Origin of the sequence: Streptomyces lucensis JCM 4490, from assembly GCF_014650035.1 — a bacterium.
In the GTDB taxonomy this organism is placed as follows: Bacteria; Actinomycetota; Actinomycetes; order Streptomycetales; family Streptomycetaceae; genus Streptomyces; species Streptomyces lucensis.
Genome location: NZ_BMUE01000011.1, coordinates 202,783 through 226,056, shown reverse-complemented (window position 1 = coordinate 226,056; position 23,274 = coordinate 202,783). Strand labels below are relative to the sequence as shown.

Below are 23,274 nucleotides of genomic sequence, written 5' to 3'. Positions count from 1 at the left end.
CGCAGCTGCCCAGCGGCCGTTCCCTGAAACGTGATGCGACAAACGGGGGGTAGTCAGGAAGGAACATGTTTCGGTCACTATCGATCCTGTTCGATCGCGGATATGCGCGTTCCGAGTGAAGGATGTGTGAAGAGGGCACTATCACCTGCGGCGCTCAAGGGGGCGCACATTGACACGAAGGGGCGTGCACCGTCGGGCGTGCCGACTACATTCGAGAGGGCGGCACCGACACGCTGGACGGGCCGGGACACGGGCGAGGGGAGGGGACCGCATGGCCGACAAGGACGTACCGCCCCGCTGGGACCGCCGGATGCAGCAGCGGCTCGCCCGCGGCGAGGCGGCGGCGCTCGGCGAGCTGTACGACAGGTTCGCCTCGCTCGTGCACAGCCTCGCCCACCGCGTCCTCGGTGAGGAGGCGGCCGCCGACACCGTCACCCGCGAGGTCTTCGCGCACATCTGGGAACACCCCGAGACCTACGACCCGAAGCAGGGCAACCTGCGGTCCTGGGTCGCCGCGGTGGTCCACCGCCTGGCCGTGCAGCGGCTGCGCGACAGCGAGACCGCCGCACTCCCCCGGCGGAGCGAGCGGGCCACGGAGGACCTGGAGCGCAAGGTGAGCCGCGCCTCGGCAGCCGCCCGCGCCGACTACATCGTCCACTCCATGCCCGCTCCGCTGCGCGCGGCGCTGGAACTGGCCTACTTCCAGCGCCGGGACTACCGCCAGACCGCCACCGACCTCGGCGTCACCGAGGACGAGGCCCGCCGCCGGCTCCGCCTGGGCCTGCAACTGCTCTCCACCGCCCACGACACCGGAACACCTCCCGGGTACGGGGGTGCGGTGTGAGCGGGGCGGAGGAGTCCGGGGCGCACGAGGCGCACGACGACCGCGAGGGCCGGCGGCCCGGGGCAGGGGATCACGGGGCACAGGGTCACGGGGCACGGGGTGCGGGGGACGTGCCGCACGGGTCCGGTCCCGGCCGGTCCCCGCGCATACCGATGCCCCGCGCCTCCGTGGAGGACGGCGGGCTACCGCTGCCGGACCTCGCCGACCCGGGGGACCTCGCACCCGTGCCGCTCGACCTGCCCCACGATGTCCTGAAGTCGCTCCTCGGCGCCTGGGCCCTGGCCGCCTGCTCGGCGGACGAGACGGTCGCCGTCGAGGACCACCTGGGCACCTGCGGCGGCGGCGCCGACGAGGCCCGCCGGCTGCGCGAGGCGGTCGGACTGCTGCGCCGGCCGGAGAGCCTCGACCTGGACCCGGCCCTGCGCGACCGCGTCCTGGAGAGCTGCCTGGACCGCCGGCCGCCGCGCATCCCGGTACCCGGGTGGGCGGCGCCGTACGACGCCGAGACCGCGCGACTGGACGCGCTGCTGCAGGACTTCGGGGACGCGGAGTGGCACGCGCCGGTGCGGCTGCGCTGGTTCGAGGCCGACGCGCCGGCGACCCGCCGTACGACCGTCGCCGGGGTGATCGCGCACCTGATGTCGGTGGACGGGCTGATCGCGGCGGCGCTCGGCCTGGAGGACCTGCTGGCCGGGGTCGCCGAGGCGGCGGGGAAGGACGCGGTGGGCCCGGCCGGGCGCACCGAGGCGTACTGGCGGGCCTCCCACTTCCCGCCCACCCGTTCGGTGCAGGCGCCCTGGCGGGACCAGAGCCACAGCCTGGTGCGGTCGGTGTCCTTCACGGGCAGCCACTCGGGCGGCCTCGCGGTGTCGTACGGCGACTTCGAACTGCCCTTGCGGGACGCGATGCTGGACCGCGCCTTCGAGTGCTGGGTGCATGCCGAGGACATCGCGGAGGCGGTCGCCTACCCCTATGAGCCGCCCGCGCCACGCCACCTGAACCGGATGATCGACCTGGCGGCCCGGATGCTGCCGCTCGCGCTCGCCGAGCGGCGGCGGGCGGGGCTCTCCGCCCCGGGGCGCACCCCGCACCTCGTGCCCGCGGGTGCGCCGGGGCGCAGCCTGCGGCTGGAGATCGAGGGCGCGGGCGGAGGGCAGTGGCTGATCCCGCTGGACTCGCCCGCGGCGGTGGGGTCGGCGGACTTCGAGGTGGCCCATGTCGCCCTGGACGGGGTGGAGTTCTGCAGACTGGCCGCCGGTCACGTGCCCCCTCAGGAGGCGGCGGCCGGGCAGGTCGGCGATCGCGAGGCGATCAGGGACGTGCTGTTCGCGGCGGCGGGCCTGAGCCGGATGTGACGGCCCCTGCGCCGCGGCTGCGCCGTTGGGGGGACGGTCGCCGGGCCTCGGCGGGGCGGCTCCCGCGCCGGGGCGGGACGGTCACCGCGCCTCCGTGGGGCGGCTCCCGCGCCGGGGCGGGACGGTCACCGCGCCTCCGTGGGGCGGCTCCCGCGCCGGGGCGGGACGGGACGGGGGCCGGGCCTCCGTGGCCGGCCCCCCGCCGCGCGGCCCGGGGGCCTCAGGCGAAGACGACCGTGCGCCGGCCGTTGAGCAGGATGCGCCGCTCCGCGTGCCACTTCACCGCCCGCGCCAGCGCCTGGCACTCCACGTCACGGCCGAGGGCGACCAGCTGGTCCGGGGTCACGTCGTGGCCGACGCGCTCGACCTCCTGCTCGATGATCGGCCCCTCGTCCAGGTCCGCGGTGACGTAGTGCGCCGTCGCGCCGATCAGCTTCACACCCCGCGCGTGCGCCTGGTGGTACGGCTTCGCGCCCTTGAAGCTCGGCAGGAACGAGTGGTGGATGTTGATGATGCGGCCGCTGAGCTGCTTGCACAGGTCGTCCGAGAGGACCTGCATGTAGCGGGCGAGGATGACCAGTTCGACCTTCTCCTCGCGCACGATCTGCAGCAGCTTCGCCTCGCCCTCGGCCTTGGTGTCCTTCGTCACCGGAATGTGGTGGAAGGGAATGTTGTAGGAGCCCACCAGCTCCTCGAACTCAGTGTGGTTGGAGACGACGCCCGCGATCTCCACGGGCAGCGCGCCGATCCGGGCCCGGAACAGCAGGTCGTTCAGGCAGTGCCCGAACTTGCTGACCATCAGCAGGATGCGCATCTTCTCGTCGGCCCGGTGGATCTGCCAGTCCATGTGGAAAGAGTCGCCGATCGCGGCGAAGCTCGCCCGCAGCTTGTCCACGGTCACCGGGGTCTCGGCCGAGAAGTGGACGCGCATGAAGAACAGGCCCGTGTCGCGGTCGCCGAACTGCTGGCTGTCGGCGATGTTGCAGCCGGTCATGAAGAGATAGCTGGACACGGCGTGCACGATTCCCTGCTTGTCCGGGCAGGACAGCGTCAGGACGTACTGATCGGCCGGTGCGGCGGCAGCAGACTGCTCATTCATGCCCTACAGCGTCCCATACCGGTCCCGCCCCGGGGGCGGCCGTCCGCCACGCGGACCGGCCGGCTAAGCGGTCCGCGTGAGGATCCTCAGCACTTCGAGGGTCTTCGGTGCGGCCTCCGGGTCCTCGCCGTCGCTCACCGACATCCGGACGTGAGCGTCGCGTGCCGCCCGCACCGCCTCCGGCCACCCCTGGTGGTCGAGGTACGCGTCGACCGGGGCGTCGGGGCCGACCTGGTGCATGATCCGCAGCACGCGCAGGACGGCGGTGTCGACGAGCGCCGCCTCCTGGGAGTCCCGGAATATCGTGCCGACGTACTTCTCCGCCGACCAGTTGTCCAGCCAGGTGTCCTCCACCAGCCGGTACACGGCGTCGGTGACGTCGCCGTACCCGTCGACGCCGGCCAGCCAGACGTCCCGCTGGAACACCGGGTCGGAGAGCATGTGCAGCGCCGAGCGCACGTTGCTGCGCCAGCGCCACCACGGCATGTCGTTCAGGGGCATGCCGCCCATGGTGGAGGAGCGACGGCCACGACGGGAAGAGTTCTCCGTACCTTGCACGGTCATCGATCGTACGTTCCTCGCCACACCGGTTTCACCGGCCCCTCCAATTCACCTCGATGTCACCGTTCGTTGACCAATGGTCACTCCTGGGTTAGTGATGTGGGGGAATCGTGCGTGTGCATGACCGGCAGGCGACGCTTCCGCAGCACCTTCCTCTCCTCCTTCACGCAGCCCGGCAAAGGCACCGCCCTGACCGCGGGCGCCCTGGCCCTGTGTGCGTCGTTCGCCACCGGATGCGGGGCCATCCCCGGTGCCACGGGGGGCTCCGGGGACGGTCCGATCAAGGTCATGACCTGGGCGCCCCAGGGCACCGACGCCACCAACAAGCCCGGCATGCCCGCCATGGCCCGAGCCTACGCCCGGTGGATCAACTCCCGCGGCGGCATCGACGGCCGCCGACTCGAGGTCCTGACCTGCAACGACCACAACGACAGCGTCGGCGCCGCCAAGTGCGCCAGGCGCGCGGCGGCCGAGGACGTGGTGGCGGTCGTCGGCTCCTACAGCCAGTTCGGCGACTCCTTCCTCGCCCCGCTGGAAGGCGCCGGCATCCCCTACATCGGGGGCTACGGCGTCACCAACGACGAGTTCACCGGCACCATGTCCTACCCGGTCAACGGCGGCCAGTCCGCCCTCCTGGCCGGTCTGGGCAAGGCCCTCGCCGGCACCTGCGGCAACGTCGCCCTGGTCCGCCCCGACAGCATCGCGGGAGACGTCCAGCCCCTCGTGCTCGACTCCGGGCTCAAGGCGGGCCGACACGCGAGCGCGGGCGACCAGCTCGCCGCCGAGGACGCCACCGAGTACGGCGGCCAGGCCGAGCAGGCGCTGCGCTACGCCACCAAGGACGTGCGGAAGAAGGGCTGTGTGGTGCCCGCGCTCGGCGACCGCACCACCACCTTCATGGACTCCTTCCGGCGGGCCCGCGAGGACTTCCCCGAGGTCCGCACCGCGACCGTGCTCGGCAGCGTCGACCAGACCGTGATCAACGCCACGGGCGGGGCGTCCGGCCCCTACGAGGGGGCGTACATCACCGGCTGGTACCCGCCGGCGTCCGACGCGCGCTGGGACCCGATGAAGAAGGTGATCAACCGGGAGGCCTTCGGCGACAACAGCATCGACCCCGCCGACGCCGGGGTGCAGACCACCTGGATCGCCTACACCGTGCTCAAGGCGGCCCTGGAGAAACTCGGCGGCCGCGAAGTGAGCGCGGACACCGTGCGGCGCGCGCTCGACGACGACCTGCGCGTCTCCACCGGCGGCCTCACCCCGACCCTGCACTGGCCCTACGAGAGCAAGCTCGCCGGGATCGGCCTGCCGCGGCTGGTCAACGCGGACGTGACACTGCAGGTGGTCCGGGACGGCAAGCTGGTCGCGGCCCGCGAGGACGTCGGCGGCGGCGAGACCGCCGACATGACGAGGACACTGCAGAGCGCGGACGTGCAGTGAGCCGCACGGCCGGGCGGGCCCGGCCGTGCGGGACGCGTCAGAGCTGGGTGGGCTGGCGCTGGGTCAGGCCGTACTTCGTCGCGATCGAGTTCCACAGCGCGGCCGCCTTCACCTTCTGCGCGCTGGCGGTGCCGCTCTCCCGGTCGCCGGCCTGGGTCTGGCCGGTGCCGCGGGCCTGACCCTTGTGGCAGCCCTTGCGGCCCTTGGTCTGGTCGGCCCAGGCCGCGTAGTGGTTGTCGGCCGCCGCGGAGGCCTGCCAGGCCTTGGTCAGGGCGGTGGTGAGATCACCGCTGTTCGGCAGCCTGTCCACGGACAGCTTGCCGAGCCGGGTGACCAGCTGGCCGCGCTGCTTGGCCGCGCCGCGCAGGTTGGAGGCCGCCTGGTCGAGGTTGGCGCACCGCCTGACGTCGGTCACCGCCTGGATCACCGAGGCACGGCTGCTGCCGCTGTCCGCGAGCAGCTTGTCCAGCGCGACCGCCTGCTGCCGGGCGGGATCGGCGGAGGGCGAGGCGGAGTCCTGGGTGGTGGGGGACGCGGCGGCGACCGTCTTGTCGTCGCCGCCCGAGTCCTTGTCGCCCCCGCCGCCGAGCAGCGCACCGGCGCCCACGCCGATCACGACGATGCCGATCCCGATGGCGGCGATCAGCGGCACCCGGGAACGCCCGCTGCGCCGCCCGCCGCCGTCGTGCGCGTCGTACGACCGGTGGTCGTCGTACGAATGGCGCTCGCCGTACGACGACTGCGCCGGGCCGGGGTGGGCGTCCGGCACGCGCGGGAGCTGCTGGGTGGACCCGGCCGGGCCCTCTCCGCCCGCGGGTCCGCCGCGGAAGAGGCTGTCGAACTCGGCGGGCGGCTGCCGGTCGGCGCCGTCGGCCTGGGCGGCGTAGGGCGGTATGTACTGCGTGGCCTCCGCGTCGGGGTGCGCGGGCGCCGCCTGCTGCGGCGTGCGGCCGAGGTACCGCGTCTCCTCGCCGGCGGACTCCGGGGGCAGCGCGCCGGCCGGCACCGGGGGGATGTACTGCGTGGCGCCGTCGGCGGAGTCGGCCTGGACCGGCGGAATGTACTGGGTCGCACCCTCGGGGCCGGCCTGGACCGGCGGAATGTACTGCGTCGCGCCCTCGGGGCCGCCCTGGACCGGCGGAATGTACTGCGTCGCGCCGTCGGCCGTCGGGGGCAGGGGGGCGCTCGCCGCCGGGTACGCGGGGGGCAGCGGCCCGGTGGGCGCGGCGTACTGCTGCGGGTTCTGCGGATGCTGCGGGTTCTGCCGGTACGGGTCGGGCGCGCCGTACGCGGGCTGCCCGCCGTGGTGCGGCTGCTGGTCACCGGGGCCGTAGGAGGGCTGTGGGCCGCCGTACGACTGCGCCGGGGCGCCCTCCGGCGGCATCGGGCCGGGGTTCGCGGCGGCCGGGGGCCGGGCGTCCGGCGTGCCCCACTGCTGGGCCGTCGCCGGAGGCCAGCCCTGGCCGGGCCGGGGGGCCTGCTGCTCGGGGCCCCAGGAACCGTTCCATGCCTGCCCGCCCGCCGGGGCGGCCGGGGCCGGGGCGGGTGCCGTCATGCCCGGCAACAGGGGCTCGCCTCCGTCGGAGGGCAGCACGATGCCTTCGCGCGCGGGCCGCGCCGAGGGCTCCTCGCCCTGTCCACTCTGCGTCACCGGGACTCCTACTAATGGGGGACCTTGTGAATCGTCGGCTCACGCTACCGGGTCCCCCGAGCCGGGTGCCACGCAGCTCAAGGCGCGATCTTCTTCCCTGTGACAGCAGTAACAGAACCGCCCCGTGGCGCACTGTTCACGGCACCCCGCGCGCACCGGGGTGCCGTTTCCCGCACGTTCACGCGTTCGCGGGGCCGGTGTTCACGCGGCCTGCTGGAGATCGAGGCGCGCCCCGAACTCCCGTACCACCGCCTCGTCCCGGAAGGGCTCCAGCCGCTGCTGGAGGTCCTCCAGGTACTCGGCGCCCCGGTTGGAGCGGAGGGTGTCCAGCAGCTCCACCGCCTTCATGCCGGTGCTGCAGGCCTGTTCGACCTCCCGCTGCTGCACCTGGGCCGTGGCGAGCAGCACATAGCCGATGGCGCGCCGGCGGGCCCGGGACTCGGGATGCCCCGCCAGCGACTGCTCCGCGTACCGGGCCGCCGCCTCGGCCTGCCCGAGGTCGCGGTGGCAGTGCGCCAGCTCGTCGGCCAGATAGGCCTCGTCGAAGTGCCTGATCCACACCGGGTCGTCGCCGCGGGAGGCCTCCGCGCCCTCCATCGCCGTGACCGCCCGCCCGCCCGCCGTCTGCGCCGCGCGCACGTCGCCGAGCAGGGCGTGCCCGCGCGCCTCGGCCGCGTGGAACATCGCCTCCACGCGCGGGGTGACCTGTCCGCGCGCGCCCTCCTGCGCCGCCCTCGCCAACTGGGCGATCTCGCGCGGGTTGCCGAGCTGTGCGGCGAGGTGACTCATGGACGCGGCGAGGACGTACCCGCCGTAACCGCGGTCCCCGGCTGCCTGAGCGAGCCGCAGCGACTGGATGTAGTAGCGCTGGGCCAGGCCCGGTTGCCCGGTGTCCACCGCCATGTAGCCGGCCAGCTCGGTCAACCGGGCGACGGCCGCGAAGAGTTCACGCCCGACCGCCTCCCGGTACGAGCCCGCGAGCAGCCCGGAGACGACACTGTTGAGATAGTGCACGACGACCGGGCGCACATGCCCGCTGCCGTACTGGTGGTCGAGATCCACCAGCGCCTGGGTCATGGACCGTACGGCCGCCACGTCGGACTGGCCCACGCGCGGGCCCGCCTGCCGGGCCACCTGGGCGTCCGGCACCGAGATCAGCCAGTCCCGGCTGGGCTCGACCAGCGCGGAGGCGGCGACGGAGGAGCCGGACAGGAAGTCCCGGCGCCCCACGTCGCTGCGCCACAGCTCGCAGACCTGCTCGATGGCCCCCAGTACCGTCGGCGAGAACTGGAGACCGACCCCCGAGGCGAGGTTCTTGCCGTTGGCCATGCCGATCTCGTCGATCGTGACCGTACGGCCGAGCTTGCGCCCGAGCGCCTCGGCGATGATCGCCGGGGCCCGGCCCCGCGGCTGCTGGCCGCGCAGCCAGCGGGCCACGGACGTCTTGTCGTAGCGCAGGTCGAGACCGTGCTCGGCGCCGCACATGTTGACCCGCCGGGCCAGCCCGGCGTTCGAGCACCCCGCTTCCTGGATGAGTGCCTGCAGCCGTTCGTTCGGCTGCCTCGCCACGAGAGGCCTTGCGGCCATGTGCTACCCCCTGCGAACCCCTGGAGCGTGACCGTTTCGGGAAGATCACTGCCCAGCCGACATAACGTCAATGCGTGACATGTGCGGTTTGCCGGGGTAACGGCCGATGCCACCCCAACCCTGGCTACCCACCTCACGCCCGCTTCCCCCCGCGCGCCCCCGACCGTGCACCCATGCGCCCCGGGCACGGGCCCGGTGCTCCTCCCCCGCGCGCGCCGCAGCCGTAACTCCAGGTGGGCGCGGGAGTTGAGTGGGGCGTGGACGAGACGATCGCGGGCGCCCGAAACACTCAGATGGCCGGTCAGATTCCGCAGCAGCGCGGGCAGTCGCTGCTGGAGGCCGCCGTACGCTACGCCGAGGAACGGCACTGGGACGTGTTTCCGGGCACCTGGCTGGAAACGGTCGACGGGAGGCAGCGCTGCTCGTGCGGCGACGCCTCCTGCCCTGCGCCGGGTGCGCACCCCACGCGCCCCGACTGGGCGGCGCAGGCGACCGGCAGCGCGAGCGGTGCCCGCCGGATGTGGCAGGACCGGCCGACGGCGTCGGTCCTGCTGCCGACGGGGCGGACCTTCGACGCGTTGTCCGTCCCCGAGACCGCGGGGTTTCTCGCGCTGGCCCGCATGGAGCGGATGGAGCTGGCGCTCGGACCGGTCACGCTGACTCCCGACCGGCGCATGCACTTCTTCGTCCTGCCGGGCGCCTCGGCCAAGGTGCCGGCCCTGGTAAGGGGGCTCGGCTGGTCGTTGTCGTCCCTGGACCTGGCGATCCTGGGCGAGGGCTCCTACGTGGCCGCCCCGCCCACACGGTTCGGCTCGCGAGGCGCCGCGCAGTGGGCCTGCCGGCCGACTCCGGCCAACCGCTGGCTGCCGGACGCGGAGGAGCTGATCTCACCGCTCGCGTACGCCTGCGGACGGGACCGGTGAGTTCCGGTCCCGGTATGGGCAGGCCCGGTACCGGGAGGGCGGGGCCCGCGGCGCGCGTCAGCGGCGGGCGGCCGTGACGACGTGCGCCCGGAAATGGCAGGACAGCCGCTCGTCCGGGGTGACGCGGCCGGCGGCACGGGCGAGGAAGGTCCCGCGGACGACGTTCAGGGCGTCCCTGTCGAAGGCGGCGAAGTCGTAGAGGCCGGAGAGGGCCGCCCACACCTGCTCGGGCGGGGCGGTCAGGTCCAGGGTCACCGTTTCCCGCTCCGGCTCGTGGAAGCCGGCCGTGGTGAGCAGTTCGCCGAGGCTCTCGGGATCCCGCGTGCGCCGGTCGCCCAGGGCGGGCATGCGCCGGTCGGCCGGTGTCCGCGCCAGCGCCGGCGGCAGCAGCTCGCCGAGCAGCTCGTACCCCGTCCCGCCGCCGCCCGCTCCGATCACGCAGGCCAGCAGGCCACCGGGCGCCAGCACCCGGGCCAGTTCGGCGATCACCCGCTCGACGTCGGCCATGAGCATCAGCGCCAGGTGGGAGACGCAGGCGTCGAAACAGCCTTCCGCGAAGGGCAGTTGCTGGGACCGGGCCTCGACCAGGGCGGTCGCCGACAGCGCCGGGCGGCGGCGGGCCAGGGACAGTGACTGCGGGGACAGGTCCACGCCGGCGAGCCGGCGGCCCGGGGTGCGGGCGAGCAGGTCCAGCAGCAGGCCGTCGCCGCAGCCGAGGTCGAGGACGCGGCGGCGGCCGGACACGCGGTCGCACAGGATCTCGTAGCCGGAGCGGCCGTCCACCGTGCGGGCCCCGCCGAACGCCTCAGCCGTCACCGCGGGACGCTCGGCGTGGAAGGCCTTCAGGAACGCCTCCTGGCGGGCAGTGGCCGATGCGGATGCCGTGGTTGCCGGGATTGTGGTGGCCGCGGGGGGCGCCGTGACCACGTGGCCGCTCGTGTCCGCCGTCATCCGGTCAGGACCCCTTCCAGGAACGGTTCGACCGCCGCCTGCCAGGCGTCCGGCTGGTCGTAGTGCGCGAGGTGCCCGGCGTCCGGCACCTCGGCGTACTGGCCCTGGGGCAGCACCCGCACCATCTCCTGCGCCTCGGCGCGGCCCAGTTCGCCGTCCAGGGCGCGCACCACCAGGGCCGGGCAGCGGACCTGTGCCAGCTCCTCCCAGTGCGCGTCGTAGACGAACGTCTCCCGGGACCTCAGCATCTGCTCCGGCTCGAAGACGGGGCGCCAGCCGTCGTCGCGCTCGTGCATCACCTCGGCGTAGAAGGCGCCGCGGGAAGGGGTCGGGCGCTCGATCCACGGGTCGTCCTCGCCGAACCACTTGCGGACGTCGGCGAGGGTCGCGAAGGGAACCGGCCAGGACCGGAACCAGTCGGCCCACTCGCGCTGCGACGCCGCGCCGAGCGCGGAGGCCCGCATGTCACTGATGATCAGACCGCGCACCAGGTCGGGGCGCTTGGCGGCGAGCTGCCAGGCGGTCAGCGCGCCCATGGCGTGGCCGATGACGACGGCGGGGGCGAGGCCGAGCTGCTCGAGGGCGGCCTCGGCGTCCTCCACGTACGCCTCGCGGGTGTACGCGGACTCGGGGGGCTTGTCGCTCCTGCCGTGGCCGCGCTGGTCGAGGGCGACGGCGCGATGCCGTCCCGCGAGGCGGCGGGCCGTCGCCGCCCAGTGGGAGGCGCGGCCCATCAGGCCGTGCAGTAACAGCACCCCCGGGGCCTGCGGTGCCGCCCGGTCCGGGTCCGCCTTGGGAGGCTCGGCGAACTCCCAGGCGGCCAGTCGCACGCCGCCCGCTCCCGTCACCTCGATACGCCGTGCCATGGGCCTGGCACCCCCCAGCTCCGCCTGCCTCGTACCGGTGTTCTGCCGTCGTACTGCCGCCGCAGACTATCGAATGCCTTTTCGAAAATACTGCCTCTGCGGACAACACCCCTCATTCGAGTGACACCCCTCAAGGAATGATCGCCGCCGCCAAGGGGATCACTTCTGGCGGGAGGCGGACCGCTCGGGGAAAAACGGTCCGAGGGGGACTGACCCTGAGAGCTCGGGGCTCCGGGTCAGCACAGGGGAGGACAGGCCCCGGCGCCACACGGCGCCGGGGCCCTCTCGATCAGCGCTTGGCGACGAACACGTGCGAGGCGACATCCGCCACCAGCTCGGCCGCCTCGCCCCCGCTGCCCACCAGCACCCCGCCCGCCGACTCCGTCACGCTCACCACGGAACCGGGCTGCACACCCGCCCGCCGCAGCGTGTACATCAGCTGCGCGTCCGTCTGGATCGGCTCGCCGATACGGCGGACGACGACCGTCTTGCCGTCCGTACCGGGATCCAGGTCGGCCAGCGAGACCATACCCTCGTCCAGGAACGGGTCGGCGCCGTCCTTCTCGCCCAGCTCCTCCAGACCCGGGATCGGGTTGCCGTACGGCGACTCGGTCGGGTGACGCAGCAGCTCCAGGACCCGGCGCTCCACCGCCTCGCTCATCACGTGCTCCCAGCGGCACGCCTCCGCGTGGACCTGCTCCCACTCCAGGCCGATCACGTCGACGAGCAGACACTCCGCCAGCCGGTGCTTGCGCATCACGCGCGTCGCGAGCCGGCGGCCCTCGTCCGTGAGCTCAAGGTGCCGGTCGCTGGCCACGGACACCAGACCGTCGCGCTCCATCCGCGCCACCGTCTGGCTCACCGTGGGCCCGCTCTGGTCCAGCCGCTCCGCGATGCGGGCACGCATCGGAACGACGCCTTCCTCTTCCAGTTCGAGGATGGTGCGGAGATACATCTCCGTGGTGTCGATCAGTCCGGACATACGTGCCCCTCGATTACCTCTGCCGGAAGCTACCTCTGCCGGAAGCCCGGCCGCGTGCGCTGGCCCTGGCACCAATTCTGCCGGATCCCACCGACAAGCGGGCGGTACCGGGAAAACGGGGAGCGCCGACGGTTCCGCGGGCGGGCCCGCCGAGGAACCCCGCCGTATTGACACCGCACTGGTCCAGACCTCACGGTGATCCACGACACAGACGCTGCGAAGGGGCACCGCATGAGCGACGGCACGCCTGCCGACCTGTTCTTCGACGCCGCCATCGGCCTGCTGCAACGGGTCCGCGAGGAAGAGGCCGAGGCGATCACCGCGGCCGGCACGCTGCTCGCCGACACCGTCGCGGCCGGCGGCCGCCTGTTCGCCTTCGGCGCCGGACACTCCTCCCTCGCCGCCCAGGACGTCGTCTACCGCGCGGGCGGCCTCGCCCTGATGAACCTGCTCGCCGTGCCCGGCGTCGTCGGCGTCGACGTCAACCCGGCCACCCTCGGCTCCGCCCTCGAACGCGTCGACGGCCTCGCGAGCGCCGTCCTCGACAACTCACCGCTGCGCGCCGGCGACGCCCTCCTGATCATCTCCCTCTCGGGACGCAACGCCCTGCCCGTGGAGATGGCGGTCGGCGCCCGCGCCCTCGGCGTGCGGGTCGTCGGCGTCACCTCCGTCGCCTACGCCTCGCAGACCACCTCACGGCACTCCTCCGGCACCTTCCTGAAGGACCACTGCGACGTCGTCCTCGACTCGAAGATCGCGGTCGGCGACGCGGAACTCACCCTCGACACCATCCCGGCGCCCTTCGCCCCCGCCTCCACCGTGGTGACCACCGCCCTCATGCAGGCCGTCGTCGCGACCACCGCGGCCACCCTGGCCGAGCGCGGCATCGAGCCCCCGCTCCTGCGCTCCGGCAACGTCGACGGCGGCCACGAGTGGAACGGCCGGGTCATGCGGGAGTACGGCGACCGGATCTACTACCGCCACTGAGCCGGGGCAAGGCCGGGGCATCCCGGCTCGCCCGGGCATCCCGGCTCCCCCGGGGCATCCCGGCCCCCTGCGGGCGGACTACTCCCCCGCCAGGTCCAGCGCCGCCGCGATACGCCCTGCCACATCCTCCGCGTAGGCCGTGTCGTGCCGCTCGAACCGGTTGCGGCCCGCCCCGCGCAGGAAGGTCACCACGCCCAGCGTCCGCCCCCTGCTGCGCAGCACCGCGCACAACGCGTGCACCGTGTCGCCGGGCCACTGCCGCTCCAGCGCCCACTCCCGCGCCCGCTCCGCCGGCACCGGTCCGGCGTCCGCGCGCACGGTCCCGGCCCGCTCCACGCACTGCGGCGCCGGATGCCCCGCCGGGTAGCGCACGGGCAACCCCGCCGCGCCGGTGAGCAGACTCGGGCCGGGCGCTCCCGCGGGCGTCGCGGCCAGCCGCACCAGCCGCACCGGAGCCGGCGCCTGCCCGCACTCCGCGCGCGGGCCGCCCGCGACCCGATCGACGAGCGCGTGGTCGGCGAAGCCGGCCAGGGCGAAGTCGAGGTGGACGGTCGCCGCCTCCACCGGGTCCTCGCACTCGGCGGCCGCCCTGGCCGCGCGATGCAGCTGGTTCGTACGGAACCGCAGCAGCGCCGCCTCCTGCTCGGCCTGCCTGGCCTCGGTGACATCCCGGAACAGCCAGCCGACCCCGAGCGGCACCGGTTCCTCCGCCAGCGGCGAGGCCAGCCGCAGGAACCCGCTGCGCCAGCAGCGCCGCTGCCCGCCCTCCGGGGCACGCACCGTCACCCACATCTCGGCGGGCGCGGGCGGCGCGCCCTCGGCCAGCACATGCGTGAGCGCGGCCTCCAGCTCCTCCACGCCCTGCTCCAGGAGTTCACCGAGCGGCCGCCCCAGCGCGGACGTGCGCCCGGTCCCCAGCGCACGGGCCGCGTGCGCGTTCACCACGGCCGGCCGGAGATCGGCGTCGACGAGCACGACCCCCCACGACGCGTCCTCCAGCAGTGCCTCGCTCAGCGCGATCGACCGCTCCAGGTCGATCTGGGCGTGCACCTCGCTGAACGCGCAGTAGACACCGGCGGGCTTCCCGTCCGGCCCACGCACCGCCGCGGACTGGGTCCGTACGAGCACCCGCCCGCCGTCCTTCGTGACCAGCGCGAACTCGTGCACCTGGCGTCCCGGCGAGTGCATCACGGACATCAGCCGCGCCTGCACCTCCTCGGCGTCGGCGCTGCGCACCGCCCAGCCGGCGAACCCGTGCCGGCCGACGGCCTCGGCGGCGGTCCAGCCCAGGATCCGCTCGGCCTCCCGGTTCCAGTGGGTCACGGTCCCGTCGGCGTCGAAGGCGCACAGAGCCGCGTCCATGCCGTCCAGCAGCGCGGCGAGCAGGTCCGAGCCGCAGGGCTCACCGGGCTCGCCCGGCCCCAGCTCGTCCGTGGTCCCACTCCGCCGGGAAGCACTCACCCTGGACCCCCTGGAGGCTGTGTCCGCGCACGCAGGCGCTCGATCCGCTCACTGGCCTTCATTCAACTGGAGCGTGACACAGCACACACCGTGTTCCGCAAGATTGCAGGAATCAATACGCTGCGCCGCCCGGCGGAAGCCGCAGGTCCACCCACTCGTCGGTCTCTCCGTCCAGCACATACCGGTCGGCCGCCACGAACCCGTGCCGCCCGGCGAACCGCAACCCGTCCTCGTTCACCGCCAGCACACAAGTCTCGATCACCTCGGCACCCGCCCCGCGCGCGTGCGCCAGCCCGTCCGCGTAGAGCGCCGCGCCGAACCCCCGCCCCCGGAACCCGGGCAGCACCCGCGCGATGACCGTGGCCACCCCGGCCTCCGGCGGCCGCACTGTGGAGCACCCGACGAGCGCGTCCCCGGAATAGGCGTTCACGAGCCGGTACCGCCCGAGCCGCTCCCGGGCGTCCTCCGGGGACATCGCGGCAGGCGGCACCACCACGTTGTGCATGTACCGCCACTGCTCGAGCATCTCTTCGCCGTCGACGGTGGCGAGCCGGAGTTCGGTCATACACGGGAACGTACCTAAATACGGTTGAGCCCCTCCTCCCGATTTCCTAGGGTGTGGATTACACGAGAAGGGAGGTGGTTCGGCAGATGTATGAGAACCGGACGCGTGAGGTGGCTGCGGGCTAGCAGTCCGCCACCACATCAAGTGCGGTGCCGGACCCGCGCGCGGAAGATGCGTGCAGCCGGCCCAATCCCAAGCAGTCACCCGACCCGCGAGCTCGCCGGTACGTCCGGCCGGCTTCTCCGCCGTCAGGCGGGGGACCCGAGCTCGCGGGTCGTCTGCGTTGTGCGGCCCCTCTCACGGCGGCCGCCCTCAGATCAGCGTCAGCCTTCCGGTCCGCTGCGAGCGGGCCTCTCCCACGCGCAGGAGCAGCGCCGCCGCCGCCAGGAGCAGCGCGCTCAGGGCTGTCAGCCAGGTCAGGGTAGGGGCCAGGGCCGACAGGGGCTCGGCGTTCAGGAGGGCTCCGCGGATCGCCGTCAGGCTCGCGGTCAGGGGGAAGGCCGTGCCGATGACCCGGACGGCCGCCGGGAGGGCGAAGTTGGGGAGGCGGACGCCGCTGACGAACCAGAGGGGTTCGTCGAGGATCGTGTAGAGGAACGCCGAGTCGCGGGAGAAGACCAGGAGGCTGTTGAGGAAGGCGCCCCAGGCCACCGCGGGGACGAGAAGCGCGAGGATCACGACGCCGTACATCCACCACGCCGCCACGGACAGGGTGCCGAAGCCGAGCAGGGCCGCCGCGGTGAAGCAGGTCAGGAGCCAGGCGTTCTGGACGAGGGCGCCGGCGCCGTTGGCGAGCATCAGGGTGAGGCGGCCGGCCGGGGAGAGGAAGAGCAGTTCGAGGGTGCCGGTGGTGCGCTCGAAGGACAGGTGCCAGGCCGACTGGACCAGGGAGAAGAAGAAGGCGTAGGCCAGGGTGCCGGTGGCGAGGAAGGCCAGCAGGCGGTGCGGGTCCGCCGACAGGGGCCAGTGGGCGGCGGCCGGGGAGGCCGTGGCCACCGGGCGGAGGGTGTAGTAGGTCGTCGCCAGTTGCAGGACCGGCCAGACCAGCATGGAGAAGACGACGAGGGGCTGCCCGAAGAGGCGGCGGTGTTGTTTGAGGGCCTCGGCGGCGAAGATCCGCAGGGCGGGGCGCAGGCCGCTCATGCCGGTACCGCCTCCGTCCGGGCGGTGCGGTCCGTCAGGGTCAGGATGGCGTCCTCGAGGCTTGCCTCGGTGATGTCGAGCGCGGTGATGGAGCCGCCGGCCTGGACGACGGCCGCGGCCAGGGGGCCGGCGATGTCGTCGGGGTGGCGCAGGGTGAGGACCTCGGCGCCGTCGTCGGCGGGGGTGCGGGTGGCGCCGAAGCGGGCGGCCACCTCGGCGATCGCCGGTGAGGGGTTGGGGACGGTGACGCGGACGGTGGCGTGGCTGCCGGTGGCGGTCTTCAGCTGGGCGGGGCTGCCCGCGGCGAGGTGGCGGCCGTCGGCGATGACGTGGACGTGTGAGCAGAGTTCCTCGACCTCGGCCAGGTAGTGGGAGGTCAGCAGCACCCCGGTGCCCTCCGCGGCCAGTCGGGCCACCACTCGGCGCAGGTCGCGGGCGATGGGGGCGTCGAGGCCGAGGGTGGGTTCGTCGAGGAGCAGGTAGGCGGGGTCGTTGACGAGGCCGCGGGCGATGGCCAGGCGCTGGGTCATGCCGCGGGAGTAGCGCTCCACCGGGGTGTCCGCGGCGTTGGTGAGGCCGACGAGGGCGAGGAGGTCGTCGATGCGGGTCCTCACCTGCCGTTTGGGAACGTCGTAGAGCTGGGCGAAGTACCAGAGGTTCTCGCGGCCGGTCATGCGGGTGTAGACCATGCGTTCGCCGCCGGCGATGAGGTTGATGCGGCGGCGTACGGCGCGGGCGTCGGCGACGGTGTCGAGGCCGTCGACGCGGACGGTGCCGGAGGTGGGCCTGAGCAGGGTGGCGAGGATCTTGATGGTGGTGGTCTTGCCGGCGCCGTTAAGGCCGAGCAGGCCGGTGATGCGGCCGGCGGGGATGTCGAGGTCGAGGCCGTCGACGGCGGTCTTGGCGGTGCGGGGTCCGAAGAGGCCGCGGTCGCGGACGGGGAAGTCCTTGCGCAGGTCGCGCACCTGGATGCCGGTGGTCATGGTCAGTAGGTCCTTTCCACGGCGCGGGCTTCGGCGCGCGGGAGGCCGCGCAGGCCGGCGAGGAGGTAGCCGAGGCTCAGCAGGAGGCTGAGGGCCAGGCGGGGGGCGAGGTCGGTGAGGGTGCGGCCGCCGGTGAGGGAGCCGTGCAGGACGTCCATGGCGGCGGTGGTGGGGAGGGCGTCGGCGAGCCACTGCGCGGGGGCGGGCAGGTAGGCGCGCGGGAAGGTGTAGCCGCACAGCAGGCCGAGGACGCAGAAGAGGGTGTTCTGGGAGATGTGTGCCTCACCGGCGGCGATCATCAGGCCGCCGAGGCCGACGGACATCGCGAAGGTGGCGGTGATCAGCGCGAGGGCGCCGGCGAGCGCGCCGAGGGGTGAGGCCACGGGGATGGTGATGCCGAGGGCGGCGACGACGACCGCGAGGGTGAGGAACTCGGCGACGCTGCTGAGTACGGCGAAGGCGGTGAAGCCGAGCAGGTAGGGCAGGCGGCCGGCGGGGGCGATGAGCAGGGCGCCCAGGGTGCCCTGGCGTTGTTCGGTGATGAGGGCCTTGGCCGACCAGAGGATGAGCCGGACGGTGAACTGGTAGGCGGTGGCGCCGACCGCGAGGTAGGCGAGGTAGGGGCCTTCGTGGAAGCCGGAGCCGGTCTCGCCGGCGCCGATGGCGTGGAAGGCGAGGTGTCCGAGCGCGATGGTGAGCGCGGCGGGCAGGACGGTGCCGACGGCGTAGGTCCATGGGTAGGCGCGTCTGGTCGTCTGCCAGGTGCGCCAGGCGGTGGCCCGGCCGGTGCGCCAGGCGGTGGCTGTCGCCACGTGTTTCCTCCCCCGGTTGGCTGAACGGTCCTCGGCGGAACGGGACCGGCAAGTGAGTTCCCTTTGGGAACTGACTCATTTCGCTTAGGTTTCTATCGGGAACTGACCTGGTGGCGCAAGATGGTGTGGGCAGGATGGTGCCTCGCGACGGTGCGGGGTGGGACGGAGGACGGCCGTGGCGCGAGAGGTACCCGAGCGGGACGCGGCGTGCGCGATCGCGCAGGCCGCGGCGGTGATCGGCGACTGGTGGAGCCTGCTGCTGGTGCGGGAGACGGCACGCGGCCACCACCGCTTCGACGCGCTCCAGGCGGAGCTGGGCATCTCCCGCAAGGTGCTCGCGGAGCGGCTGGGACACCTGGTGGACAGCGGGGTCCTGGAGAAGGTGCCGTACCAGGAGGGACCGGTCCGGTACGAGTACCGGCTCAGCCCGTCCGGCCGGGCCCTGCTGCCGGTGCTGGTGTCGATGCAGGACTGGGCCGACCGCTGGCTGCTCGGCGACGGCTCGCTGTCCGCGTCGGCAGGGGCGGACACCGCCGAGGCGCACCGGGTGGCGGGCCTGCCCGGTACCGCGGTACCGGCGCTGACCCTGCCCGCGCACACCGGCGGGGAGCTGGATCCGGTGGGCGGCGGTCCGACGGTGCTGTTCTGCTATCCGGCGACGGGCCGGCCGAGCCCGCTGCCAGAAGGCTGGTCGGACATCCCCGGCACGGTCGGCTGCACGCTGGAGAACCGGCTGTTCCGGGACGCCCACGACGCGTTCCGGGCCGCCGGGGTCGCGGTGCGCGGGGTGAGCACCCAGCGGCCGGACGAACAGCGGGTGTTCGCGGCGGAGGAGCGGATTCCGTTCCCGCTGCTGTCGGACATGGACCTCGCGCTGTCGGCGGCGCTGCGGCTGCCGACGTTCCGGGCGGGTCAGTCACTGCGGCTGAAGCGGGCGGTCCTGGTGGTGGACCGGGAACGCGTCGTGCGGCACGCGCAGTTCCCGGTGACCGACATCCCGGGGGCGGTCACGACCGCGCTGGCGCGGGCGTCCGTCCTCGGCGGCTGACCCGCCGCCTCACGGGCAGAGCCGTTCGACCTTCCAGCTGCCGTCCGGCCGGCAGACGTAGCGCAGGCGGTCGTGGAGGCGGTTCTCGCGGCCCTGCCAGAACTCGATCGTCTGGGGGGCGACGCGGAAGCCGCCCCAGTGCGGCGGGACCGGGACCCGTTCGTCCTCGGGGTAGCGGGCCTCGAGGTCGGCGTAGGCGGCGTCCAGTTCGGTGCGGGAGGCGATCACCGTGGACTGGGCGCTGGCCCAGGCACCCAGCTGGGAGCCGTGCGGGCGGGTGCGGAAGTAGGCGGCGGTCTCGTCGCGGCCTGTGCGGCGGGCGACGCCGGTGACGATGATCTGGCGGGCGATCGGGTGCCAGGGGAAGAGCAGGGAGACGTAGGGGTTCTCCCCGAGGTCGCGGGCCTTGCGGGAGTCGTAGTTGGTGTAGAAGACGAAGCCGTCGGTGTCGAACTGCTTCATAAGGACCGTGCGCGAGCTGGGGCGGCCGGCGGCGTCCGCCGTGGAGACGACCATCGCGTTGGGTTCGTAGAGCGTGCCGTGCAGGGCCGCCCGCGCGGCGTCCTCGAACCAGCCGGCGAACTGGTCCATCGGGTGCGCGGGGAGGTCCCTCTCGTCGAGGCCGGCGGCCCGGTACTGCTTGCGCATGGCGGCGGGGTCCAGCAGCGGGTCGAGGGTGGGTTCGCGGTCGGTCACGCGGCCATCCTGCCGTATCGAACGCGCTTGGCACTCAGTGTCGTGTGGTCTCCCCAAGTGTGGCACCGGGGGCTATGGTGCTGGTTCCCTGGCGGTACGGGTGACCACCGGTTCACCGGGGCATCACCGGGGTGACCGCAGCCGACACATCACGAGGAGCCGCCTGATGTCCGATTTCGTACCCGGGCTCGAAGGAGTCGTCGCGTTCGAGACGGAGATCGCCGAACCCGACAAGGAGGGCGGTGCCCTGCGCTACCGGGGCGTCGACATCGAGGACCTGGTCGGGCACGTGTCCTTCGGGAACGTGTGGGGGCTGCTGGTCGACGGCGCCTTCAACCCCGGCCTCCCGCCCGCCGAGCCGTTCCCCATCCCGGTGCACTCCGGCGACATCCGCGTGGACGTGCAGTCGGCGCTGGCGATGCTCGCCCCGGTGTGGGGCCTGAAACCGCTGCTCGACATCGACGCGGAGCAGGCCCGCGAGGACCTCGCGCGGGCCGCCGTCATGGCGCTGTCCTACGTCGCCCAGTCGGCGCGCGGGCAGGGGCTGCCGATGGTGCCGCAGCGGGAGATCGACAAGGCGCAGTCGGTCGTGGAGCGGTTCATGATCCGCTGGCGCGGTGAGCCGGACCCGAAGCACGTCGCGGCCGTGGACGCGTACTGGACGTCGGCCGCCGAGCACGGGATGAACGCGTCGACTTTCACCGCGCGGGTCATCGCCTCCACCGGCGCGGACGTCGCGGCCGCGCTGTCGGGTGCGGTCGGCGCGATGTCCGGGCCGCTGCACGGGGGCGCGCCCTCGCGGGTGCTCGGGATGATCGAGGAGATCGAGCGCACCGGGGACGCGGAGGCCTACGTCAAGCAGGCCCTGGACCGGGGCGAGCGGCTGATGGGGTTCGGGCACCGGGTGTACCGGGCCGAGGACCCGCGGGCGCGGGTGCTGCGGCGTACGGCGCGGGAGCTGGGCGCCCCCCGCTTCGAGATCGCGGAGGCACTGGAGAAGGCCGCGCTGGAGGAGCTGCACAACCGGCGGCCGGACCGGGTGCTGGCGACCAACGTGGAGTTCTGGGCGGCGATCATGCTGGACTTCGCGGAGGTGCCGGCCCACATGTTCACGTCGATGTTCACGTGCGCGCGGACGGCCGGGTGGTCGGCGCACATCCTCGAGCAGAAGCGCACGGGGCGCCTCGTGCGGCCCTCGGCGCGGTACGTGGGGCCGGGACCGCGTCGGCCGGAGGACGTCTCGGGGTACGCGGACATCGCCCGCTAGGCCTGTCCGCGAAGTCGCGTCGTTCGCCCGCAGGGCGGGCGTCGCGGCGCAGGCGCGACTTCGCGGACACGGCCTGGCAGGGCGGTGCGGCCGCGGGACCCCGTATCGGCCGGTGCGGTCCCGCGGCCCCCGCTGCTCACGCCGGCGTGAGCAGCCGCGTGTGGTGCCGCTCCGCCACCAGCGGGTGCGCCCTCAGCTTGCCCTTCAGTTCGTTGTAGCCGTACTCCGCGTACAGCGGGTTCGTCGGGTCGTCGGTGACGCCGGGGGCGTCGGACGCGTGCGGGAACGGCAGGGGCTCGATCCTCGCGTCCAGGCGGGGGTTGTAGAAGAACGGCACCGAGAAGCGCTCGGTGGCTCCGGGCGGGCTGACCACGCGGTGGTTGGTCGCGAGGAGGTAGCCGTTGGTGGCCACCTCCAGCAGTTCGCCCAGGTTGACCACGAAGGCGCCCTCGATCGGCGGCACGTCGTGGAAGCGGCCGTCCTCGCGCAGGACCTGGAGGCCGCCGACCGTGTCCTGGAGCAGGAGGGTCAGGAAGCCGTAGTCCTTGTGCGCGCCCACGCCCTGGTCGGTGCCGTCGCCGGCGCTGCCGGGGTAGCGGACGAGCTTGAGGTGCGGGTGGGCGTGGGCGCCGAAGATCGGGTCGTAGAAGCCGGCCGGGGCGCCGATGGCGGTGAGCAGTTCGCGCAGCAGGCGCTGGGCGACGGCGCTGAGCCGGTCGATCCAGGCCAGGGCCGCCGTGCGCAGCTCGGGGAGGGCGGCGGGCCACTGGTTGGGGCCCTGGAGCCACCAGTACGGGGGCTCGCCGGGGCCGGGGGCGCGGGCGGGGCGTTCGGCGCCGATGTCGAGCTGGTCGCGCCAGTCGCGGGAGCCGCCAGTGCGCTCGTCCCCGGTGCGGGTGTAGCCGCGGAAGTGCGGGGAGCCCACGTTGTCGAGGGCCAGGCGGTCGGCCTCGGGGAGGGCGAAGAAGGCACGCATGGCGGTGAGCAGCGCGTCGGTCTCGGCCCGGGTCACCCCGTGGCCGACGAGCTGGAAGAAGCCGACGTCGTGGGCGGCGCTGTGCAGCTGGGCGTGGAGCAGGGCCCGGGCCTGGGGACCGCGGTCGGCGGCCGACAGGTCGATGATCGGGAGCTGGTCGTACGACGGGGTCGTCGCGCTGAGCGAGGTCATGATGCGTCCGCGGGGTCTACGGGGCACAGGGCGCCGCCGGGGGTGGGGCGGGCCCCCGGGTGCCGGAAAAGGAAGGTGAGAAGAGCGAAGGGGGCTGGGTCAGGCGGAGAAGCGCCGACAGCCCATGCTCGTGACGCGCACGTAGTCCACGTGGCGGCGTCGGACGAGCATCGGAAGCATGGGGCAAGGGTACTGCGGCCCGCCGGATACGCGTGTGACCCACCTCACCCGGCGCGTCGGTCGCCCGGAACCGGTCAGGACTCGCCCCGAGCGCGAGGGGTTCAGCCCAGCGCCCCGTCCAGCAGGGCCGCCCACTGGGACACCACACGTTCGCGGCGGGCGGTGTCGTCGGTGAGGAGGTTGGCGAGGCCGAGGCCGCGGGCCATGTCCAGGAAGCCCTGGACGGTCTCGCGGACGCCGGGGCGTGACTCGTCGGCGCCGAGGAGGTCGACGGCGATGCGGTGGGTCTCGCGGCCGACGCGGGCCTCGAGTTCGGTGACCCGGCCGCGCAGCTGCTCCTCGTTGGAGGCGGCGACCCACAGCTGCAGGGCGGCCCGGAAGAGGGGGCCTGTATAGAGGTCGACGAGGGCGCGCAGCAGGGCGCGGCGGTCGGCGGCGCCGTGCGGGAACAAATCCCTGAGCGCGGTGGAGCGTTCCTCGGCGACGTACTCGACGGCCGCGGTGAACAGGTCCTCGCGGGTCGGGAAGTGGTGCTGGGCGGCGCCCCGGGAGACGCCGGCGCGTTCGGCGACGACGGACACCGTGGAGCCCGCCCAGCCGTGCTCGGCGAGGCAGGCCACGGCGGCCTCCAGGAGCCGCTGCCGGGTGGCCCGGCTGCGGTCCTGCTTGGGCGCGCGGTCGCGTTCCGCCGTCGTGCTCACG

Annotated in this window: 22 protein-coding genes; 7 read left to right on the top strand and 15 right to left on the bottom strand. The window is 73.5% G+C overall.

From position 1 onward, the window contains the following. Nucleotides 1–271 precede the first annotated feature (271 nt). Nucleotides 272–844 (top strand): RNA polymerase sigma factor, encoded by a 573-nt coding sequence (locus tag IE177_RS24470; RefSeq protein WP_190017556.1) that lies wholly within the window; start codon nt 272–274, stop codon nt 842–844. Between the two features lie 110 nt (nt 845–954). Next, nucleotides 955–2,199 (top strand): maleylpyruvate isomerase mycothiol-dependent enzyme family protein, encoded by a 1,245-nt coding sequence (locus tag IE177_RS24465; RefSeq protein ID WP_229816242.1) that lies wholly within the window; start codon nt 955–957, stop codon nt 2,197–2,199. Between the two features lie 220 nt (nt 2,200–2,419). Here the strand turns inward: IE177_RS24465 and purU are convergent, their stop codons facing one another. Both purU and IE177_RS24455 read right to left on the bottom strand, forming a co-directional pair. Continuing rightward, a complete protein-coding gene (gene purU / locus IE177_RS24460; protein WP_190017555.1) occupies nt 2,420–3,298 on the bottom strand; it encodes a formyltetrahydrofolate deformylase in 879 nt (292 codons plus the stop codon). Nucleotides 3,299–3,361: 63 nt separating this feature from the next. Continuing rightward, nucleotides 3,362–3,862, bottom strand: coding sequence for an SCO4402 family protein (locus IE177_RS24455; protein ID WP_190017554.1), 501 nt, complete (start codon nt 3,860–3,862; stop codon nt 3,362–3,364). A gap of 117 nt (nt 3,863–3,979) precedes the next feature. Here IE177_RS24455 and IE177_RS24450 point away from each other — a divergent pair, with 117 nt between their 5' ends. Further along, nucleotides 3,980–5,302, top strand: a complete 1,323-nt coding sequence (locus IE177_RS24450) for an ABC transporter substrate-binding protein (RefSeq protein WP_190017553.1) — start codon at nt 3,980–3,982, stop codon at nt 5,300–5,302. Nucleotides 5,303–5,339: 37 nt separating this feature from the next. On the opposite strand, the gene IE177_RS24445 is transcribed toward IE177_RS24450, so the two are convergent. Further along, nucleotides 5,340–6,953 (bottom strand): hypothetical protein, encoded by a 1,614-nt coding sequence (locus tag IE177_RS24445; RefSeq protein ID WP_190017552.1) that lies wholly within the window; start codon nt 6,951–6,953, stop codon nt 5,340–5,342. A gap of 201 nt (nt 6,954–7,154) precedes the next feature. Continuing rightward, entirely contained in the window at nt 7,155–8,540 is a 1,386-nt protein-coding gene (locus IE177_RS24440) for an NsdA family TPR-like regulatory protein (RefSeq protein WP_190017551.1), read from the bottom strand. 257 nt (nt 8,541–8,797) lie between these two features. Here IE177_RS24440 and IE177_RS24435 point away from each other — a divergent pair, with 257 nt between their 5' ends. Beyond that, on the top strand, nt 8,798–9,463 hold the full coding sequence (locus IE177_RS24435; protein WP_190017550.1) for a bifunctional DNA primase/polymerase: 666 nt from the start codon (nt 8,798–8,800) through the stop codon (nt 9,461–9,463). A gap of 57 nt (nt 9,464–9,520) precedes the next feature. On the opposite strand, the gene IE177_RS24430 is transcribed toward IE177_RS24435, so the two are convergent. The 3 genes from IE177_RS24430 to IE177_RS24420 all read right to left on the bottom strand — a co-directional run bounded on the left by IE177_RS24430 (nt 9,521) and on the right by IE177_RS24420 (nt 12,262). After that, on the bottom strand, nt 9,521–10,414 hold the full coding sequence (locus IE177_RS24430) for a class I SAM-dependent methyltransferase (RefSeq protein ID WP_190017549.1): 894 nt from the start codon (nt 10,412–10,414) through the stop codon (nt 9,521–9,523). Next, complete coding sequence (locus tag IE177_RS24425) at nt 10,411–11,280, bottom strand: alpha/beta fold hydrolase (protein ID WP_190017548.1); 870 nt, start codon at nt 11,278–11,280, stop codon at nt 10,411–10,413. Before IE177_RS24425 ends, IE177_RS24430 begins: the two co-directional genes overlap by 4 nt. Before the next feature lie 289 nt (nt 11,281–11,569). Then, complete coding sequence (locus IE177_RS24420; RefSeq protein ID WP_190017547.1) at nt 11,570–12,262, bottom strand: iron-dependent transcriptional repressor DtxR; 693 nt, start codon at nt 12,260–12,262, stop codon at nt 11,570–11,572. A 231-nt stretch (nt 12,263–12,493) separates the two neighbouring features. Here IE177_RS24420 and IE177_RS24415 point away from each other — a divergent pair, with 231 nt between their 5' ends. Next, a complete protein-coding gene (locus IE177_RS24415; RefSeq protein ID WP_190017546.1) occupies nt 12,494–13,249 on the top strand; it encodes an SIS domain-containing protein in 756 nt (251 codons plus the stop codon). Nucleotides 13,250–13,327: 78 nt separating this feature from the next. On the opposite strand, the gene IE177_RS24410 is transcribed toward IE177_RS24415, so the two are convergent. The 5 genes from IE177_RS24410 to IE177_RS24390 form a co-directional block, all read right to left on the bottom strand. After that, complete coding sequence (locus IE177_RS24410) at nt 13,328–14,710, bottom strand: PAS domain-containing protein (protein ID WP_190017545.1); 1,383 nt, start codon at nt 14,708–14,710, stop codon at nt 13,328–13,330. Between the two features lie 112 nt (nt 14,711–14,822). After that, the gene (locus IE177_RS24405; protein WP_190017544.1) at nt 14,823–15,275 is read right to left on the bottom strand and encodes a GNAT family N-acetyltransferase; all 453 of its coding nucleotides are present in this window, start codon (nt 15,273–15,275) and stop codon (nt 14,823–14,825) included. Nucleotides 15,276–15,587: 312 nt separating this feature from the next. Beyond that, nucleotides 15,588–16,418 (bottom strand): ABC transporter permease, encoded by an 831-nt coding sequence (locus IE177_RS24400; protein ID WP_190017543.1) that lies wholly within the window; start codon nt 16,416–16,418, stop codon nt 15,588–15,590. Next, entirely contained in the window at nt 16,415–17,401 is a 987-nt protein-coding gene (locus tag IE177_RS24395; RefSeq protein ID WP_190017542.1) for an ABC transporter ATP-binding protein, read from the bottom strand. The genes IE177_RS24400 and IE177_RS24395 overlap by 4 nt, the downstream gene beginning before the upstream one ends. 2 nt (nt 17,402–17,403) lie before the next feature. Beyond that, nucleotides 17,404–18,213, bottom strand: a complete 810-nt coding sequence (locus tag IE177_RS24390) for an ABC transporter permease (protein ID WP_190017541.1) — start codon at nt 18,211–18,213, stop codon at nt 17,404–17,406. Between the two features lie 175 nt (nt 18,214–18,388). Between IE177_RS24390 and IE177_RS24385 the strand changes: the two genes are divergently transcribed. Beyond that, a complete protein-coding gene (locus IE177_RS24385) occupies nt 18,389–19,261 on the top strand; it encodes a winged helix-turn-helix transcriptional regulator (RefSeq protein WP_190017540.1) in 873 nt (290 codons plus the stop codon). A gap of 9 nt (nt 19,262–19,270) precedes the next feature. On the opposite strand, the gene pdxH is transcribed toward IE177_RS24385, so the two are convergent. Further along, nucleotides 19,271–19,957, bottom strand: a complete 687-nt coding sequence (pdxH, locus tag IE177_RS24380; RefSeq protein ID WP_190017539.1) for a pyridoxamine 5'-phosphate oxidase — start codon at nt 19,955–19,957, stop codon at nt 19,271–19,273. A 166-nt stretch (nt 19,958–20,123) separates the two neighbouring features. Between pdxH and IE177_RS24375 the strand changes: the two genes are divergently transcribed. Next, nucleotides 20,124–21,224 (top strand): citrate synthase 2, encoded by a 1,101-nt coding sequence (locus IE177_RS24375; protein WP_190017538.1) that lies wholly within the window; start codon nt 20,124–20,126, stop codon nt 21,222–21,224. Between the two features lie 136 nt (nt 21,225–21,360). On the opposite strand, the gene IE177_RS24370 is transcribed toward IE177_RS24375, so the two are convergent. Together IE177_RS24370 and IE177_RS24365 are read right to left on the bottom strand one after the other, a co-directional pair. Then, on the bottom strand, nt 21,361–22,392 hold the full coding sequence (locus IE177_RS24370) for an isopenicillin N synthase family dioxygenase (protein WP_190017537.1): 1,032 nt from the start codon (nt 22,390–22,392) through the stop codon (nt 21,361–21,363). Between the two features lie 281 nt (nt 22,393–22,673). Next, nucleotides 22,674–23,273, bottom strand: coding sequence for a TetR/AcrR family transcriptional regulator (locus tag IE177_RS24365; RefSeq protein ID WP_190017536.1), 600 nt, complete (start codon nt 23,271–23,273; stop codon nt 22,674–22,676). Nucleotide 23,274 lies beyond the last annotated feature (1 nt).

Coding starts and splice junctions, on each gene's coding strand:
- IE177_RS24470 (WP_190017556.1), top strand. CDS start 272: ATGGCCGACAAGGACGTACCGCCCCGCTGGGACCGCCGGATGCAGCAG.
- purU (WP_190017555.1), bottom strand. CDS start 3,298: ATGAATGAGCAGTCTGCTGCCGCCGCACCGGCCGATCAGTACGTCCTG.
- IE177_RS24455 (WP_190017554.1), bottom strand. CDS start 3,862: ATGACCGTGCAAGGTACGGAGAACTCTTCCCGTCGTGGCCGTCGCTCC.
- IE177_RS24450 (WP_190017553.1), top strand. CDS start 3,980: ATGACCGGCAGGCGACGCTTCCGCAGCACCTTCCTCTCCTCCTTCACG.
- IE177_RS24440 (WP_190017551.1), bottom strand. CDS start 8,540: ATGGCCGCAAGGCCTCTCGTGGCGAGGCAGCCGAACGAACGGCTGCAG.
- IE177_RS24430 (WP_190017549.1), bottom strand. CDS start 10,414: ATGACGGCGGACACGAGCGGCCACGTGGTCACGGCGCCCCCCGCGGCC.
- IE177_RS24425 (WP_190017548.1), bottom strand. CDS start 11,280: ATGGCACGGCGTATCGAGGTGACGGGAGCGGGCGGCGTGCGACTGGCC.
- IE177_RS24420 (WP_190017547.1), bottom strand. CDS start 12,262: ATGTCCGGACTGATCGACACCACGGAGATGTATCTCCGCACCATCCTC.
- IE177_RS24415 (WP_190017546.1), top strand. CDS start 12,494: ATGAGCGACGGCACGCCTGCCGACCTGTTCTTCGACGCCGCCATCGGC.
- IE177_RS24405 (WP_190017544.1), bottom strand. CDS start 15,275: ATGACCGAACTCCGGCTCGCCACCGTCGACGGCGAAGAGATGCTCGAG.
- IE177_RS24400 (WP_190017543.1), bottom strand. CDS start 16,418: ATGAGCGGCCTGCGCCCCGCCCTGCGGATCTTCGCCGCCGAGGCCCTC.
- IE177_RS24395 (WP_190017542.1), bottom strand. CDS start 17,401: ATGACCACCGGCATCCAGGTGCGCGACCTGCGCAAGGACTTCCCCGTC.
- IE177_RS24375 (WP_190017538.1), top strand. CDS start 20,124: ATGTCCGATTTCGTACCCGGGCTCGAAGGAGTCGTCGCGTTCGAGACG.
- IE177_RS24370 (WP_190017537.1), bottom strand. CDS start 22,392: ATGACCTCGCTCAGCGCGACGACCCCGTCGTACGACCAGCTCCCGATC.